Origin of the sequence: Fuerstiella marisgermanici (assembly GCF_001983935.1) — a bacterium.
In the GTDB taxonomy this organism is placed as follows: domain Bacteria; phylum Planctomycetota; class Planctomycetia; order Planctomycetales; family Planctomycetaceae; genus Fuerstiella; species Fuerstiella marisgermanici.
Genome location: NZ_CP017641.1, coordinates 7,740,688 through 7,757,778, shown reverse-complemented (window position 1 = coordinate 7,757,778; position 17,091 = coordinate 7,740,688). Strand labels below are relative to the sequence as shown.

Genomic DNA, 17,091 nt, shown 5'->3' with positions numbered 1-17,091 from the left:
GAACCTGCATCAATAAAACGGCGACGAGCTGGGCGGGAGGAGGGGGCTCGCCAAAAGGTGGGTAGGACACTTAAGTACTTCGAAAGATTCTACCGAAGGCCATGAGTGATAGTCAATCAGTATCGATAATTCGGACGATGCGACTCATTCATGTGCCAATACGACCTGCAATGGTAGCATGCTGAGATCCACCATCAGAGGACGAACAATGCCGCAGTTCAACCGTTTTCAACATCAGAACTATCCCACGCAACCCGCTGTCGCTCCGGTCTTTCGCGTCCTGAATGTGGCGGATGGCGACGCCGTCGACTTCACTCAATTACATTCTACCTTTGGCGTGCGCGAGGCGCTGATTGTCCATGGAACCTTCATGGGCGACGATCCGTTTGGCATTTGTGAGATGATGAGTTCCACCGCCCGCAGCGTGACTCCGCTGCAGAAGCCGCTGGAATACATCTGCGAAAAAGTGAAGGAACACACGACTCCCTTCACACAAAAAGTGACTCGTGATGTCGGCAACTACACGCCCGAATTCAGCGTGCAGTTTCAGAAACTGGTTGGCGACGATCCGCCCGTGCGTTTTTTGCAACCAACGTGGACGGGGCAAAATCATCACTTCGCTCGAGCCGACCTGGCTGTTCGTTTGTTGTGTCGGTTGAATGAACTTCAACCTGCGGAATCCGAACGGATACTGCTGTGGGGGCATTCTCACGCAGGCAATGCGTTCGCGTTGCTTAGCAACCTGCTGGCAAATGATCGCGAGACCGTAACAGCATTCTTCGAATCCGTCGGACCACAGTTGCCACTTCATTGGGAACAGGCGAAGTCAATGCTGCTGACTGCACCGTCGCCGCATCCCTGGGCGCAGTCGATCTTAATTGCAGCATTCGGAACACCGGTTCGCTACGGCTGGGATTCAAGTGGCTACCGCCAGTTAATTCATGTTCTGCATCACCGCAATTACTCGACGGAACAAGCATCGCTAACGAAACCCATGTTCCCGCCGCACAATCTTCCGGACATCATCACAGCGAAGTACGGTGACTGGGTCCAGAGTTTCGCGATCGCGGGCACGGATGTATCGGCACCCACGTCGCTAAGAATAAATAAAAAACTGGCAGCACTGCTGGAAGCAGGCCTTGAGCGTCCGGTGCACGAATTTGATACCAAGCTGATCGTCCCCGAAAGCGTTCGCGACACCTGCGCCCGATGGAAAACAGGGACGCGATGCCACGCTGATGGCCAGAACCTGTTGGTGGAATATGAACCGTGCGGTCGCACATCAATGGCGATCCCCATCGAAGCAGCACTCCTCGGCCACGGCGTCGCCACAACAATCAACTGGCTGCCCAGTCACCTCGCCCTGGTGATAGAGGCTTTGCGGGCTGACTAAAGGACCGCAGGCGATCGTCATTCGTCCCTGATGCTGTTACAGATTGCCAACAAACCCGGGTGCGGATTCCGCGGTGAGATCTGCGTTGTGCAGCGTGTCAATTATTGCCGTTGGGCTTAGAGTCCAAAAGAACGTGGCTATGCCGATGGCCATGGGTGAGGTCATGCACTACGTTTAATGTCATGGAGTTAGAACGATGTCGTCGCGTCGTTGCCAGAAACCTCACTGCACGTGGTCCCCGATCATGTTCGACGCCAGCATGAACGCGGATGCCAACTCTAACGGCGATGGATCGACCACGCTCCTTGTTCTAAAACATCTTGCCGTCCATCCGAAACTGCTGTCGCACAGGACGTGACAGCGGTGTTGGGCAATGTTAAAGCCGCAGTTTTGTGAGAAAGAAGAATGAACCAATGACGCCTCGCAGAATTTCTATCTCGATCATCGTGCTACTGATTGCCGTGCCATGTACCGCAGCAGAACTGGAGTGGGTTCGGGTTTCCGACGATGGCAAGAGCTTCACTTTGACAACTTCGGGCCGACGCTTTGTCCCGTGGGGCTTTAATTATGACCACGAGGGCGATGGAAAGCTGATCGAGGACTACTGGGACGACAAGTGGCCGACGGTCGAATCTGCCTTTCGGGAAATGAAGGGGCTCGGAGCAAACATTGTTCGCATTCACCTTCAGTTCGGTAAGTTCATGACGAGCCCAACCGAGCCCACGCAGCATTCCCTGAAACAACTCGCGAAGCTGATCCAACTGGCCGAACAGACCGGGATCTACATCGACCTAACCGGCTTGGGCTGCTACCACAAACAGGATGTGCCACGGTGGTACGACAGACTCAGCGAACAGGAGCGTTGGAAGGCACAAGCGGTGTTCTGGGAGGCCGTGGCGAAGACGTGCTCAGATAGCCCAGCCATCTTTTGCTACGACCTCATGAATGAACCGGTTGTGCCTGGTGGCGACAAAAAACGCGATGACTGGTTGGGGCCAGCACTCGGAAACAAACACTTTGTGCAGTTCATCGCACTTGACCGCAACGGCCGCAATCGCACAGACGTGGCCCGAAACTGGATTCACACGCTGGTGTCAGCGATCCGTAAACATGACAAACGACACCTGATCACAGTCGGATTGGTCCCATGGAGTCTGGATCGGCCCGGCATGACTTCCGGCTTTGTGCCCGAAACAATTGCTGCAGACCTCGACTTCATCGCCATGCATATCTACCCCGAAAGGGAAAAGGTTGATGAAGCCATCGAAATCGTGAAAGGGTTTTCAGCAGTCGGCAAACCGGTTGTTGTCGAAGAAACATTCGTTCTGAAATGCAGTGCCGAAGAACTCGAAGAATTCATCGATCGGTCGCGTGAGCATGTCACTGGCTGGATCGGTTTTTATTGGGGATCGACACCCGACGAGATCCGCCCTGCGAAAACGATTCCTGAGGCATTGACGCTGAGCTGGTTGGAATTGTTTCAGAAAAAACGTGGGCAGATCGTCGAGCTGAGCGAGTCGTTTCCTGCCAATGGCGTGACGGCGCATCGAGGCAACTCTGGCGAGTTCCCGGAAAACACGATGCCGGCCTTCCAAAGTGGCATCAACGTTGGAGCCGACTGGATTGAACTGGACATTCTTCGCACCAAGGACGGTCAACTGGTCGTGATTCATGACAAGACAACGAATCGCGTGGGGGACAAGAACCTGGTTGTCTCCGAGTCAACCTACAAAGAGCTGACGACCGTCGATGTGGCAACCGACTTCAGAAAACGAACCGGCAAGACGCTCGACTCGTGCCCACCACAACAGATTCCGTTGCTCAAAGACGTTCTACAAGTCGTGATAAAACAGGATCGCACTCGCGTTTCCATTCAACCCAAAACGGACTGCGTCGCCGACGCGGTCGCGATGATTGAAGAATTGAAGGCGGAAAAATGGGTGGGCTTTAATGATGGAAATCTCGCGTACATGGCTGAGGTAAAGCAGCTTAACTCAGCCATCCCCGTGTTCTGGGATCGAGGCAAGGACACCGACATCAAAGAAGACATCCGAATCGCCACGCATCACGGGTTCGAGTCACTTGTACTTCACCATGAAGGAATCACGCCTGAAAAGATCCGAATGATCAAAGCTGCCGGAATCGAAGTGGGAGCATGGACCGTCAACGACGCGACCACGATGAAGCGATTGCTTGATGCTGGCGTCGAACGACTTTATACAGACCATCCTCGTTTGTTGCTCTCACTAATGGCGCAGTAAGACAGCAGCCGACTCCGCGTATAAACCGGCCCCATTCGACCGAGTGACCGATCGCTGAAAGAACACGCCCAATCCGGTTGGGAAGACGCACCTCAAACTTGAAGCGGAAGGTTTACCTGCAAATGGCGAGAAGCGGGACGCCGCATTCCTTGAATTGCTCCTGCACCAATAAAGCTTCAACCGGACGATTTCACGGAATCTTTCAACTTCGTGTAATAATCACCTCCGTTGTGCGACCAATCAATAGGGTGGTTCGCTTTTGAAAGGTGATCGAAATGAGAGATGGTTTCAGAACATTGGGTACTTCGCTGCTGGCAGTGTTCTGGCTGACAGGGCAAATCGCGACGGCACAACAGCTATCGGACGAGCTTGTCACAAAAGTCGCTTTGCCATTGATCGAAGACAATATCGTCGATGGCATCTCGATCGGTTACGTCGAAGGCGACCGCGAAGGAATCGTGCATCTCGGCACTGCGACCAGTGCTGGCAGGAAGGCGGACAATCACACGGTTTACGAGTTGGGTTCGATCAGCAAAGTCTTCACCGGTCTGCTGCTTGCCGACGCCGTGGTGCGAGGGGAGCTGGACTTGCATGCGACAGCGAATACCGACAACGCGGCCGGTATTCGTTTGCCGTCGCACAAAGGGCGTTCGATCCAGTGGGTTGACCTCAGCGCGCATCGTTCTGGACTTCCAAGATTGCCAGGAAATCTTGAAGTCACGTCACTGAAAGATCCGTATCGACTCTACGATTCAAAGAAAGCTGCGTCTGCGCTCGCGAATTTCAGACTCCCCCGTAAGCCGGGCGAATTGCATGAATACTCAAACTTCGGCATGTCTGTACTCGGGTACCTGATTGCAGAAAACGCGAAGACGACCTATCAGAAGCTGTTGCAGGAACGGATCACAATGCCACTCGGCATGAAAGACTGCTCCGTTGAATTGACCCGCGACCAGAAACAGCGATCTGCAATTCCGCACAGCAAATTTGGTTTATCGACGTCAGCCTGGACGTTCGCCGATATGCCGGGTGCGGGCGGAATCCGCGCCACCATGTCCGACATGATGAAGTTCGCGAAAGCACAACTAAACCCGCCGCCGGGGAAGTTGGGTGAAGCAATTGACCTGGCGTGGAAGCAGCACAGCGCCGCAGATGCATCAGGCTCAGCAATTGGCCTGGGCTGGATGATCCACGCGGATGGTGCAACGCGGTGGCACAATGGTGGAACAGGCGGATCTCGCTCTGCAATTTTCATCAACCGCCGAATCAAATCCGCTGTCATCGTGCTATGCAACACGGCCGTGACAGATGAAGTGGATGCCCTGGCCGTGCAGTTGCTTCAGACGGCAGCAGGCATCAAGCCGAACATTCAGCACGGCAATACGCCGCCGAAGGTGTCACCCTTCACAAGCGTCGGGATGCATGGTGATTTTGTGTTCGTCACCTACGACGGTACAACTTACCAGAGGCTTGAGCTGGACGGAATCAAGGTCACAGAGATTGTCGCTTCAGCCAAGAAGCTGTGTGGCGGCTTGTGGCAGAAGCGAATCCGCGAAGACCTGGTCGAAGTGTTGTGGGGAATGGGGCACAAACCCGAGAAAACAGTCAAACTGCGCCTACAGGATGTCAAAACGAAACAAGCATCCGTCGTCGACAGCGCAGTCATGACCGCCGAGAATCGCGCTGCCATTCGGGCTGAGTCCCGTCGCGCAGACAGCAGCAAAATGGCGGAACGCATTCCAGGCCCAATCGTCGTCGACGCAAAGCATCGTGCTCGACTGGTCGGCCGATATAAGCTCGCCAATTTCGTCTTCGACGTTGAAGATCGCGACGGGCACCTGATGGTCCGTCTGTCCGGCCAGCAGTTCAACGAAGTGTTTCCGGACTCAGAAACGAAATGGTTGTACCGTGGCATCGATGCAATGTTTGAATTCAAGCTGGGGCGATCGGGTCCGGCAACTCAATTAACGCTTCACCAAAACGGCGTGAAGCAGGTCGCGACACGAGTTGGCAAATAACAACTCATTTTATGCGGCAGATAACTCCCGCACCAAAACGCAGCCCCAATCACGGCCCGTTGCCAAGGTTGTGAAGGTACTTCACGTAAGCGATGGCGCTCGCCAGCCGTTTGCCGGCTCGACCTTTGTGAGAAACGCGCGGCGGGATGAGTTCCAGCATGCTCACGAGTGCATCCAGCGTTTTGCAATCCTGCCGCAGATTCACAGACTTTAAGGTGACTGAAGAAGGCACTTCTGCGGCGACAGTCGCCAGTAAACGTAGTGTACTGTCGTTGAAGACGGCGAGCGTATCGGTGGGCCGCAGAAATTTCTGCCATGCGTCGCGGAAGTCGCCTGGGGCGATTGCGTTCGCAAAGTCGGCGGCGGAAAGTTCAAGGTGAGTCAGGAACTCAGCCTCCACAGGGCGTCGCGGATGAATGGCGCGTTCGAACGTTTCGCCTGTGCCCAATCGTTGAGCGGCCCAGTAGATCGGTTCGCGGTTCTTCTGCCGCTGGCCGTTCAGTCCGCGAGCTGCTTCTCCATAAGCGACGACGACGTTGGGCAAATCGTCGATTAAGACGGCGGGGATATTCGCAGGCGGCTTCCACGGTCGCTTTGGAATCCGCAGCCGGCCAGACTTTTCCGAATGCAGCAGGTGTTCGTCAATCATGCCGTCGAAAGCTCGCAGCAGTTTGTCGAAACCTTCCGTTTCAGGTTCCAGGGTCCTTAACGCCTCAACGGTCGCCTCAACAGTTGACAGCGCCGATTCGGTGGGTTCTTTGCGGATTCGGTAGTTGCTGGGAGCGGCGGGGTTCAGACAGTATCGCGGCAGTTGCTGCAACGTGGGAATCTGTCGCATGAACGTCTTCGCGTGATGCCATGTGCCATCCAGAATGATCAATTGAGCCGGCCGGTCGGACGCAGGCAGATCCGACAGCAACTTCGCATTCGCGCCGGGATACAGAACGCCAGTCGACTGATGCAGAGGCAGTTCCGCTCGCGCCAGCCGCTTCGTTTGATCAACCAGCAAGTCGCAGTTACGCAGCGCCTGCCGGACGATTCGAGCCGTGTTGAAGGCATGAAATCGTTCTTTGACGTGTTGCAGAATCAGCACGTGCGTTCGGTTGTCGATCGACGGAATCGTGTCGCAGAAGCAGGCGGCCTGTGGGCGATAGCAGGTATAGCAGCGTTCGCGAAACCGGTCGGTGACTAAATGCGGTGCAGGGCGGGGCAGGGGCGTTATTGAACGGGCGTCAAACGTCACGGGAGCAGCACTTTCTGAATTGCCTGCTGCATCCGATTTTCGGAACCGGGCGGGACCCACAACCAGCTGTCGTGGAATCCATCGCCGAAGGACGAATTCAGCGGAACGTAACCGGTCCAGCATTCGCCATAGCCCATCGACACCACAAAGGAATCCGCTCTCATCTGTTGAGCCATCAATTGATAACCGACAAACGATTCGCCAGGAAACAGCAGCAACTGAGCCGCTCCGAAATCGACACACGGAAAATCAATCGGCTGGTCAGCGGCAACTCGCTGATGACTGGACAGGCCCATGGCGGCCAGAATGCGATCTTCCGCGCGACGTTCGGCGTCGTTTAACGTCGCCTGAAGTTTGGCCGGTTCCAGATTGCCGTGTTCGTAAAATTCCAATCGCAGCGGTGTGGAACGGAACTGCATCTTTGTAAGCGGCGTCGTCTTCGATGTTTCCCACGCCTGCTTCATGCCTTGGTACAGCCGTTGAGTCATCTTGTGTCGAGCCGCATCGGAACCATCGTTGTACTTTCCCGCCGTGGTATCGCCACTACAACCGGATGCGTAAATTTGCATCACGTCCGGCAGGTCGTGCTGCCGCAGCCGACGAGCCAGCCCAACAAAGTCTGCCGAAATGAGTCCCTCTCCATAGGTGCTCATCGGGTGAATGGAATAGACGCTAAGGGCGGCGATAGGTGTTTTCTCGTTCCAGAACGAAATCGTTTTGACGAAGGGATCGATTTGTCCTTCTGGTGCGGCGCTCATGAAAGCATCGCCACCGCTGCGGCTGCCTCGGCCGAAGGTAACGCGACCATCTTCGCGGACGACTCGCCGATTCGAAGCCAGCTTTTCCACCTTGCCTTGTCCAGTTCCCACGTGAGTCACCGGCACTGCCTTCGACAGCGCGTCTTTGACGGCGGCCGAAACTCGTTGCAGCACTTCGGCGTGAAATGCTTCGTCATACAGTTCATTCGGCAGGCCCACATCGCGCAGCAATTTCGCCGCTCCAGCATCAACAACCGGGGCGTCATGCTGATGCAGGCTGGTCACAAGAACTCGTTCGCGCGACGTCCCGGCGGCACTGGCGACCGCTTCACGCCATTGATCGTACGCGCCGTTGCGGATTTCGCACCAATCGACAGCCACAACCACAATCGGTTTTTCCGCACCGAGGAGCACAAAGCCACGCGCTTCCAGCGGGTCTTTGACGAACTTGGTTTTCGTTGGCAAAACGCCCATGCAGCGATGATCGAGCGGCACCGTGACGTCGGCAGAAAACGTACCAATGCGAAATGCTGGCTCGTTCATCGGCTGAGATTCCTCCGCGCCCACAGCGACTGTGGGAACACAGAGCATCGCACAGGCAAGAGTGACGAATATTGTGAAGCGGGGTTCTCGCATGAGAAGGGCTTTGGCACGTGGGAAAACGAACGGGGACTTGGCAGCCGAACAACGGCTATGGCAGTGCGGGCATGGTATTCGATGTCAGGACGACGCACAAACTTCACCAGGTCGCATTAAGGAGTTAGAATGACACCCAGCCACGTCAGTTCGCACATTGCCGCAACTCGAATACAATTTCCCGACGTGCAATCACGGGGATCCTTGAAAGACCAGGAATACAACCGGAATCATAATCCATGGTCGGAAAAACTATTCGCCTGCATCTCGTCGACGGTGACGCTTCCGGGATAATGACCACTGAAATCATCAACTGGACGGGAATGATTCTCGTCGCCCCACGTTCTCAGCTCGCCGAACTAGCCAAACGAGAAGAAGTTCGGCGCACAGGAATCTACATATTAGTGGGGCCGGACCCCGAACAACCAACTCGCGACACGGTTTATGTCGGCGAAGGAGATGATGTTCTGCAAAGACTGAAGTCGCACGACAAGGACGAAAAGAAGGACTTCTGGACTCGGTGCCTTGTGGTCATCAGCAAGGACCAAAACATTACGAAGGCCCACGGGCGGTATCTGGAAAGCCGACTTGTCAGTTTGGGCTACGAAGCGGGCCGAGCGCACATTCAAAACGACACGCTGCCCAAAACTCCTCCACTTCCGGAATCCGACGTTGCCGATATGGAGTATTTCCTGCATCAACTCAAAATCGTACTCCCCGTACTCGGACTCAACTTTCTGCAAGCTCGGCCGGTGATCAACAGAACTCCTGCACCGTCCGCAAATGAATCCCCACTCTTCGTGTTGAACGTGGTCGGTACAGAAGCGTATGCTCGAGAAGTGGATGACGAATTTGTCGTTCTGAAAGACTCAACGGCTCGACGATCAGGTCTGCCATCGTGGACATCCTACAAGAGTCTTCGCGATCAACTCATCGTTGATGGCAAGTTGATTGAGAAAGCGGACTCAGACTACTACATCTTCACAGAAGACGTGCCGTTCAGGAGTCCCAGCGCCGGCGGGGCAGTGGTAAACGCAGGAAACATTAACGGCCGAGACGCCTGGAAGGTCTCCGGCACGTCACAAACCTACGCCGACTGGCACGACAGCAAGCTCAAAGCAGCGGAGAGTGCTGAGGACGAGCGATGAGAAACTTCGGCAGCAATTCGCGTTGCAACGCTCGAAATCTTTGGAGGCGACACAGTTGCTACGGAATGTTCCTTCGCACGCAATCGGTCCGCCGACTATGAAATTTTGCCAGCGCGGTTTACGCAAGCCGACATTCCAGCAAAGATGTTGGTTGGTCCCAGTCGGAAATTCAGCGAGCTCATTCGTCGAGCACGCCTCTCAAACCCATATCGGTAGCGTCGAAAAGGCAAAACGATGACACAAGGCGATCACTCACGACGTCAGTTTCTGCAGGCTACGGCTGGCGGGCTGGTCCTGTCTTCAGCTTTGACGTCGTCAGACACGGCGGCTGATGAAAAACACGCCACGCGAGTAACCAACCCCGTCAGCGGCGACGTCCTGCAGACGCATGGAATGTTGTCCGCAGACGGCACGCAGCTTGTTGAACAGCAGCGAGCAATCCCGGTCGCCGGCAAGACTGACGTGCTCGTCTGCGGTGGCGGACCGGCAGGAATCGGCGCAGCATTGGCGGCGGCTCGCGCGGGAGCGTCGGTGCAGTTGATTGAAATGGCGGGCTGCCTGGGCGGTGTGTGGACATGCGGCCTGCTGACGAAGATTCTGGATTCCGAAAACAAGTCCGGCATCATGGCCGAACTACTGACGAAGTTTTCGTCGCGCGGCAGTGAGGTTGCGAAGAACACTCATGGCACCGTTTACGATCCGGAAATCGCCAAACTAGTACTCGAAGAATTATGTGTCGAAGCAGGTGTTAACATTCGCCTTCATACACGACTGGCCGGAGCGGTCACGGACGAACACAATCGTGTGGCGGCCGTGCTGACCGAATCAAAGTCGGGCCGCGAAGCCTGGCTCGCCGATCGGTTTATAGACTGCAGCGGCGACGGTGATCTGGCGGCTCACGCGGGCTGCCGGTTTGATGTTGGTACGGGAGCAGACTGCGAATGCCAGCCCATGTCGATGCTCGCGCTTCTGACGGGCGTTGATCCTGAAGCGGTGCGGCCCTACATCCGTGAAGACAGCCGCAAGGCAAAGCCTCTGTTGCTGAAGTTGATGGAAGAACACGGCGTGAGTCCCTCGTATCGCGGCCCCACACTGCGGCACCTGCACAGCGGTATCTATTCGATCATGACGAATCACGAATACGGTGTGTCCGCGTTCGATGCCTCCGCCATTACCGAAGCCACGATTCGTGCGCGTCGGGAGGTCCACGACATCATCAATGGCCTGCGAAAGGTGGGCGGGCCGTGGAAAGATATTTCCGTTGTCGCGACGGCCGAACAAATCGGAGTCCGCGAAGGGCGACGGATCAAGGGACGCTATGAAATTACAGCGGAAGATTTGGCAAAAGGACTGCGGCACGAACAAGCCGTGTGCCGCGCCAAGTTTGCGATCGACGTTCACGCATTGAACGCGCACGGGAACAAGGAAATCAGTCGTGAATTCAAGAAAGGCGGCCTGAAGCCGTACGACATTCCGTACCCTGCGTTGGTCGCCGCCGACGTTGATGGACTGCTGGTGGCAGGACGCTGCATTAGCGGCGACTTCATCGCTCATTCCAGCTACCGCGTCACTGGCAATTCCGTTCCGATGGGCGAAGCCGCGGGCCTCGCCGCTGCCGAGTCGGCTCGCCGGGAAATTTTGCCTCACGAACTGGATTGGCGTGAGATCAAACCAAGCTAACGATCGATTCGCGAATCTGCCGCCGCTGCAGAACTTACCAAACCGAACCCTCCGAAACTGGCAGAAGTACCTCATGCGAATTTCACTCGTCCTGTTGTTGTCCATGTACGGCACATCAACAGTTGCGGCTCAGTCGCCCACAGCGACTCAGAAACTGCAGCTCACACTGCCGCCCGCGATCTACGCGGTTCCAGAAGTCCCCACCGCAATCTTCTTTGACAACATTGTCCTGACTCAAACGCCCGCCGATTACCAGTTCGACGTCACATGCGACGTTGGTAAGTCCGCAGGTGATCGTTGGTTCGTCACACCTGCCAGCGACGATGTTGGAGATCACAAACTGACAATCGCCGTGTCGGATAAGGACGGCAAGCCACTGGAAACGGCCTCGACCGTTCTGACCGTCGTCTCCGCGAAATCAGGTGATCAGCTTGACCGCCCGATCCGCCTGCTGATCATCGGTGACAGCCTCACCAATGCGACCGCTTACCCCAATGAGATCGCTCGATTGCTTTCGCAACCGGGCAATCCGAAATGGGAGATGCTGGGCACAAACAGACCGGGCAGAGCCACAGCGGGAGTCGGCCATGAAGGTTACGGCGGTTGGACGTGGCAACGGTTTGCGACCCATTACGAACCGAAACCGGACCCGGCACGCCGCATGCGCAGCAGCCCCTTTGTCTTTCTGAACGACGAAGAAAAACCCGAACTCAATTTCCCGAAATATCTGGAAGAACACTGCGACGGAGTGCCGCCGGATTACGTGGTGATCATGTTGGGAATCAACGATTGCTTTCATCCGCCGCCCGATGATGCCGCTTTGGTAAACGCTCGCATCGACGCGATGTTCAACAGCGCCGATCCGTTGCTGGCGGCAATCCGAAAGGTGGCCCCAAAGGCTGAGATCGGCTTCTGCCTGACGACTCCGCCAAATGCTCGCCAGGCTGCTTTCGAGGCGAATTACAAAGACCGCTACACACGCTGGGGCTGGAAGCGAATCCAGCATCGCCTGGTTGAGCGTCAACTGGAGTACGTCAAGAACAAAGGCGACGCACTAATGAGCATCGTTCCGACCGAACTAAATCTCGACCCGGTTGACGGTTACCCAGTCAACAACGGCGTTCACCCCAACGGTGAAGGTTACAAGCAAATCGGAGCCACCATTTACGGCTGGCTGAAATGGAAGTTGTCACAGTCAGCGGCTGAATAGACGGCCACGATGGCTTCGCCCAGCAATCTTTCAACGCTGGACGGCGCCAAAACAATGGAACTGACGTCACCTGCCCAATACACGTATTCCCCGAGCGGAACAAAGTGAGTCGCCCGGGCTGTTCCTTTGACAAATTCGTGATTGTCCCGGCGCCGGACTGACGCTCAGAAATCGCCTTACTGAACCCACAGGTGTTCCTTATTACCCGCAAGGGTTCCCTCATACGCCGAAGCCTTTGCTTGCGATGTAGATTATGAGTTCACCGTTCTTAAAGACTCCACCGCTCGAAAAACAGGTCGGGCAGCATGGACATCATACAGGCCCCTCCGAGATCAGTTCATCGCTGATGGTAAGCTGACTGAGAAATAGACCCAGACTTTTCTCTCTTAGCTGAAAAAGTATCCGGCGTTACCTAGACCTATACTGACTGGGATGACAGCAAGCTAGGTGAAGGTGGCGTGGACGACGGTGAGCACTTGCAAGGCTCTGTGTGCTCCGCTGCACCGGCTCCAACGCGACGCGATTAAGTCATCACCAGTGCAAACTGCCACCGACCACCAGTTTTCCGCTTTGTCGCCCTTCAGTTGAGAGCCAGTTCACTGGACACGGCCACGGATGTGCTGTCGATCTTCTGTGCTAAAATACCCGGCTGTGCCTCGCCGTGAATTTACTCATCCGTTCTGCTTTGACACCAACACATCGTTCATGACGTCGATACTACGAGATTTGAAAGCGGCCCTGTTCAATCTTTCGACGAAGCAAATCGAGCTTTGCGAGTTCGACGAACTGGACCGCGAATCGGCGAAGTCACTGTCCGCACATTGGCAAAAACCCAACTGGTGGGACGAAACCGACGCAGTTGAGCGGCAGAATCAGCCAGATTACACTTGGAATTGGGCCAGCTTCGTATCCAATCGAGTATTGAATCGACCAAGCGGAAAGGCTGTCTGTGTTCGTTCGGACGATGGAATTATCCAGGGAGCGATGATCTACGAGTTGGGCGTCAAATCATGGCTCAACCCCATTGAGAAGACAGTGTTTGTCGAATTGGTGGCAACTTCGCCCGCGAATCGAGATATTCTAGTCCGCGAACCTAGATACCGGAAAGCTGGTCTTTCACTACTACGCTACGCTATGATCCACAGTGTGGAAGTTGGCTTGCGAGGACGACTTTCGCTGTTTCCTATCGCGAATCAGAAATTTTACACCTCAGTCGGATTTGAGGAGACAGCCCAAAGGAGTGACGAACTGGATGTAAATCTGTACGAGTTGTCGACTGCGGCAGCGACGATGCATCTCAAACAGATGGGAGTTTTGTCATGAAAAATCTAAATAATCTTGATGACTTTGACCTGACAGTCGCTGGTGGTGTTTCTTTGCCGGCCGACATGAGAGATGTTCGTGTGGACACCGTACAGTTACCGGACACAGACATCGGCCGCCAGATAAGTTTGCTGTTGCAGCTCCACCCACAGATTTGCAGTCAGTTTCGTACTGGTGACACCGCAGATATGGATCTGGCAACACAGCAATTGCTTCTCGACGATTTGCGAGATGCCTTGGATATTCCAACGTTGAAGCCGGCAGCCGTGTAATGACGGAAGAGGAATCGCGAAGGATCGCTGCGGACTCATTTCCGGACGGTCCTGAGAAACTGGCGAAAGTACTTGGGGTTGAAGTTCGCCACGCTGAGCTTTCTGGACGCGAAGGTTGGTGCTGGTACGGAGGGCCAAGAACGATCGTTCGTGTGAATACTGCTGCCAAGCCTTCTCGACGGCGTTTCACGCTTGCACATGAACTTGCCCATATCGTTCAGGGAACGGCCGCCGACATTGTGAATAGTGCCCCGTTTCGGTCGACGAAGACAGAGGAGCGCGAGGCCGATCGCTTGGCCGCAGAGTTGCTACTGCCACTGGAACGGCTGGAAGCTAGCCTCGACCCAACATCAACGGTCGATTTCAAGACACTTCAACGTATCGCAAAAGCAGCGAAAGTCTCGCCAATCACCGTAGCTTGCCGTGTCGTTAAGTGGACAGAGCAATCTCAACTCAATAATTCAGCGGTTGTATTCTTCGAGAACAATGATTTGTATCGATGGACGTTGTCTTCCGGCCCAAATCTGTCTGAAGCCAATGCTCAGGCTCTGTTTCACAAGCTGCACGACACAAATAGTAGCGACGCTTTATCACGGTTCCAACGGGAAGACGGATCGATGATTGCGGCATCGGTACTGAATGCTTGGGAATACAAGGCCATGTTCGTTCAAGTGCTACCTGGTGAGTCAGGACATGCGCTCTCGCCGGAGGAGCGATTGCAGCTGCTGAGGCAGCGACTGTTCGGTTCGGGTTCCACGTTCGAATCAAGGCTGGCAGGGTGGGTGAACTATATCCAGCAGAACTCGACCGGATTAACAGTCTCGGAGGCTGTGCAGGCATTCAACGATCGCTATCTTGATCGCGAACATATCGCCGAAGATGTACGAGCCAAATTGGCGAATGACGACTGCCAGGAATTCATCCGCCTAAAGATGTCGCAAAAATGCCTGCCGGATGTTGGGGCTCCAGAATGGTGATCCCGGACCGGGGGCGTCGCAAAAGCCCCCCCGCCCCTATTGAATCAGACACCGAACTCGCATCGCAGGGTGCTACGATTTCTCGCCACTCCAGTGCTGCCGAAACAAGGCAGGCTTTTGAGCAACCGAAGTAGGGACTTTGAGTGGTCTTTCGACTCGGTGAGAGAAATCCCGTCCTTGGAAAGACATCCCCGGCCCAGGTGTCCCAGCGTTCCGCGTATCAACTCTTCCGTAGCGTCAACTCCAGTCGTTTGTTCATGGCCAATTCTACGAACCACCTTATCCCGAACCGTATTCGATTTCGCTCGCGGCCTGTTCGCGTATACTTCGTCGATCAGGGCGATCATCGTCCGCTTGGATGCATTTGTGCTCACGCTGATACTGAAGAAGGAAAACAGAATGTCTGGAAACGACATTGACTTAACGGGTTCGCGGGTGTTGATCGCCGACGATAACGAACAAAATCGCGAATTGTTGGACGCTTACCTGGCCGATGAAAACTACGAAATCCTGATGGCCAACGATGGCCAGGAAACGATGGAAGCCGTGGACGCTCACCAGCCGGACCTGATCCTGCTGGACATCATGATGCCCAGAATGAGCGGCTACGAAGTTTGCGAACAACTGAAGGCTGATCCGGAGAAACGGAGTATTCCCGTACTAATGGTGACTGCGTTGAACGAGATGGGTGACATCGAAAAAGCGGTCAACGCCGGTTGCGACGATTTCCTGACCAAGCCCGTCAATTCGCTGGAACTGAAAACTCGCGTCCGATCTCTTTTACGAGTGCGGCATTTCGCCAGCGAACGAGCTCGATTGCTGGCCTACATCGAAGAGATGGAACAGCAGATCCTTCAGGCTCGCCAATAAGCCAGTAACAAGAATAACGGCAGAAAAAACTTCATGTCAGAACCAACCACCGACGACGCAGTAGCTGACGTCGGTTCCGTCCGAGTCATCCTGAAAGACCGCAAGGCTCAACCGTTTTTCGGGCGGCATCCGTGGGTGTTCGAATCCGCAATTGATGGCGTCGAAACTCCCACAGGCGAAGAACCCGCTGAGGGCGCGGAAGTTGAGCTGTGGGCAGCGGGCGGAAAAAAATTCATCGCTCACGGCCTGTGGAATCCTCACAGCAACATCAAGGTACGATTGTATTCGTGGGATCAGGCCGCAGGTGTCACGGACCAGTTTCTGCACGACCGAATTCGTGAAGCAATCGCTTTGCGTCGACGAATCTTTGACCTCACGTCGGCCAACGTTGGTTGTCGGCTGGTATTCAGTGAAGGCGATGCTCTGTCCGGCCTGACCGTCGACTTCTACGGCGGCTACCTGCTGGTGCAGTTCACCAGTCTTGCCATCTATCTGCGGCGCGAAGCCGTCGTTGCTGCACTACAGGCCGAATTGTCGCCTCGCGGAATCTGGCTACGCACAGAAAAAGGCATGCGCGATGCCGAAGGTCTGGAGGCCGCTGATGGATTGGTCGCCGGCGAAGCACCACCGCGTCCGTTATTTATCGACGAACACGGTATCCAGTTTGGTGTGGACGTGCAGGAAGGCCAGAAGACCGGTTGCTATCTCGACCAGCGAAACAACCGTCATGCGGCAGCAAAATATCTGAATGGCAGACTGCTGGATGCGTTCTGTTTCGCTGGCGGCTTTGGTATCGCAGCCGCAAAACAGGGCAGGGCGGCACACGTGCTGGGGATTGATTCTTCAGAATCGGCTTTGAAACTGGCCGCCGCAAATGCAGAACTGAATGGCGTGGCAGATCGCTGTGAATACCGCAAAGGCGACGTGCGGGCGGAGCTGGAATCGATGGCGAGCCAGAACGAATCATTCGACTCGATCGTGCTGGACCCACCCAAGATGGCGAAGACTCGAGGCGGCTTGAATCGAGCTCTAAAAGGTTATCGTCGCTTAAATTCTCTGGCGCTGGACGTCTTGAAGCCTGACGGAATTCTGGTGACGTGCAGTTGTTCGGGCCTCGTGACGGCCGAAGACTTCAGTGAGATGATTTCGGATGTGGCGCGAACGTCGGGACGGACGATCCAGATCCTGGAACAGCATGGCCAGCCAGCAGACCATCCGGTGTCAGCAACGTGCCCGGAAACGGCGTACTTAAAAATGCTGGTATGCCGCGTGCTGTAGGCTGAACCGGCAGAAGAACGTCCC

Annotated in this window: 14 protein-coding genes; 12 read left to right on the top strand and 2 right to left on the bottom strand. The window is 55.2% G+C overall.

Annotated elements, in window-relative coordinates; translation table 11 throughout:
* Positions 1-208 precede the first annotated feature (208 nt).
* The 4 genes from Fuma_RS29170 to Fuma_RS29160 all read left to right on the top strand — a co-directional run bounded on the left by Fuma_RS29170 (position 209) and on the right by Fuma_RS29160 (position 5,672).
* A complete protein-coding gene (locus tag Fuma_RS29170) occupies positions 209-1,393 on the top strand; it encodes a hypothetical protein (RefSeq protein ID WP_145944440.1) in 1,185 nt (394 codons plus the stop codon).
* 196 nt (positions 1,394-1,589) lie between these two features.
* A complete protein-coding gene (locus tag Fuma_RS35480) occupies positions 1,590-1,751 on the top strand; it encodes a hypothetical protein (RefSeq protein WP_158521175.1) in 162 nt (53 codons plus the stop codon).
* A 55-nt stretch (positions 1,752-1,806) separates the two neighbouring features.
* Positions 1,807-3,654, top strand: a complete 1,848-nt coding sequence (locus Fuma_RS29165) for a glycerophosphodiester phosphodiesterase family protein (RefSeq protein WP_077027216.1) — start codon at positions 1,807-1,809, stop codon at positions 3,652-3,654.
* A gap of 275 nt (positions 3,655-3,929) precedes the next feature.
* Complete coding sequence (locus Fuma_RS29160; protein ID WP_077027215.1) at positions 3,930-5,672, top strand: serine hydrolase domain-containing protein; 1,743 nt, start codon at positions 3,930-3,932, stop codon at positions 5,670-5,672.
* 49 nt (positions 5,673-5,721) lie between these two features.
* On the opposite strand, the gene Fuma_RS29155 is transcribed toward Fuma_RS29160, so the two are convergent.
* Together Fuma_RS29155 and Fuma_RS35475 are read right to left on the bottom strand one after the other, a co-directional pair.
* On the bottom strand, positions 5,722-6,915 hold the full coding sequence (locus tag Fuma_RS29155) for a tRNA-uridine aminocarboxypropyltransferase (protein WP_158521174.1): 1,194 nt from the start codon (positions 6,913-6,915) through the stop codon (positions 5,722-5,724).
* Positions 6,912-8,216: a hypothetical protein gene (locus tag Fuma_RS35475; RefSeq protein ID WP_158521173.1), complete on the bottom strand. Its 1,305-nt coding sequence runs from the start codon at positions 8,214-8,216 to the stop codon at positions 6,912-6,914. The genes Fuma_RS29155 and Fuma_RS35475 overlap by 4 nt, the downstream gene beginning before the upstream one ends.
* 332 nt (positions 8,217-8,548) lie before the next feature.
* Here Fuma_RS35475 and Fuma_RS29145 point away from each other — a divergent pair, with 332 nt between their 5' ends.
* The 8 genes from Fuma_RS29145 to Fuma_RS29105 all read left to right on the top strand — a co-directional run bounded on the left by Fuma_RS29145 (position 8,549) and on the right by Fuma_RS29105 (position 17,067).
* Positions 8,549-9,457: a GIY-YIG nuclease family protein gene (locus Fuma_RS29145; protein WP_077027213.1), complete on the top strand. Its 909-nt coding sequence runs from the start codon at positions 8,549-8,551 to the stop codon at positions 9,455-9,457.
* Positions 9,458-9,691: 234 nt separating this feature from the next.
* Positions 9,692-11,137 carry an FAD-dependent oxidoreductase gene (locus tag Fuma_RS29140; protein WP_077027212.1) on the top strand — a complete coding sequence of 482 codons (1,446 nt, stop codon included), beginning with the start codon at positions 9,692-9,694 and terminating at the stop codon, positions 11,135-11,137.
* Positions 11,138-11,210: 73 nt separating this feature from the next.
* The gene (locus tag Fuma_RS29135) at positions 11,211-12,347 is read left to right on the top strand and encodes an SGNH/GDSL hydrolase family protein (RefSeq protein WP_077027211.1); all 1,137 of its coding nucleotides are present in this window, start codon (positions 11,211-11,213) and stop codon (positions 12,345-12,347) included.
* 615 nt (positions 12,348-12,962) lie between these two features.
* Positions 12,963-13,670 carry an N-acetyltransferase gene (locus Fuma_RS29130; protein WP_077027210.1) on the top strand — a complete coding sequence of 236 codons (708 nt, stop codon included), beginning with the start codon at positions 12,963-12,965 and terminating at the stop codon, positions 13,668-13,670.
* A complete protein-coding gene (locus Fuma_RS29125) occupies positions 13,667-13,942 on the top strand; it encodes a hypothetical protein (protein ID WP_077027209.1) in 276 nt (91 codons plus the stop codon). The genes Fuma_RS29130 and Fuma_RS29125 overlap by 4 nt, the downstream gene beginning before the upstream one ends.
* Positions 13,942-14,919 (top strand): ImmA/IrrE family metallo-endopeptidase, encoded by a 978-nt coding sequence (locus Fuma_RS29120; protein WP_077027208.1) that lies wholly within the window; start codon positions 13,942-13,944, stop codon positions 14,917-14,919. The genes Fuma_RS29125 and Fuma_RS29120 overlap by 1 nt, the downstream gene beginning before the upstream one ends.
* A 399-nt stretch (positions 14,920-15,318) precedes the next feature.
* Entirely contained in the window at positions 15,319-15,789 is a 471-nt protein-coding gene (locus tag Fuma_RS29110) for a response regulator (RefSeq protein WP_077027206.1), read from the top strand.
* Between the two features lie 33 nt (positions 15,790-15,822).
* Positions 15,823-17,067, top strand: a complete 1,245-nt coding sequence (locus Fuma_RS29105; protein WP_077027205.1) for a class I SAM-dependent rRNA methyltransferase — start codon at positions 15,823-15,825, stop codon at positions 17,065-17,067.
* The last annotated feature ends 24 nt before the right edge of the window (positions 17,068-17,091 follow it).

Coding starts and splice junctions, on each gene's coding strand:
- Fuma_RS35480 (WP_158521175.1), top strand. CDS start 1,590: ATGTCGTCGCGTCGTTGCCAGAAACCTCACTGCACGTGGTCCCCGATC.
- Fuma_RS29135 (WP_077027211.1), top strand. CDS start 11,211: ATGCGAATTTCACTCGTCCTGTTGTTGTCCATGTACGGCACATCAACA.
- Fuma_RS29120 (WP_077027208.1), top strand. CDS start 13,942: ATGACGGAAGAGGAATCGCGAAGGATCGCTGCGGACTCATTTCCGGAC.
- Fuma_RS29105 (WP_077027205.1), top strand. CDS start 15,823: ATGTCAGAACCAACCACCGACGACGCAGTAGCTGACGTCGGTTCCGTC.
- Fuma_RS29160 (WP_077027215.1), top strand. CDS start 3,930: ATGAGAGATGGTTTCAGAACATTGGGTACTTCGCTGCTGGCAGTGTTC.
- Fuma_RS29130 (WP_077027210.1), top strand. CDS start 12,963: ATGTGCTGTCGATCTTCTGTGCTAAAATACCCGGCTGTGCCTCGCCGT.
- Fuma_RS29165 (WP_077027216.1), top strand. CDS start 1,807: ATGACGCCTCGCAGAATTTCTATCTCGATCATCGTGCTACTGATTGCC.
- Fuma_RS29145 (WP_077027213.1), top strand. CDS start 8,549: ATGGTCGGAAAAACTATTCGCCTGCATCTCGTCGACGGTGACGCTTCC.
- Fuma_RS29125 (WP_077027209.1), top strand. CDS start 13,667: ATGAAAAATCTAAATAATCTTGATGACTTTGACCTGACAGTCGCTGGT.
- Fuma_RS35475 (WP_158521173.1), bottom strand. CDS start 8,216: ATGAACGAGCCAGCATTTCGCATTGGTACGTTTTCTGCCGACGTCACG.
- Fuma_RS29140 (WP_077027212.1), top strand. CDS start 9,692: ATGACACAAGGCGATCACTCACGACGTCAGTTTCTGCAGGCTACGGCT.
- Fuma_RS29170 (WP_145944440.1), top strand. CDS start 209: ATGCCGCAGTTCAACCGTTTTCAACATCAGAACTATCCCACGCAACCC.
- Fuma_RS29110 (WP_077027206.1), top strand. CDS start 15,319: ATGTCTGGAAACGACATTGACTTAACGGGTTCGCGGGTGTTGATCGCC.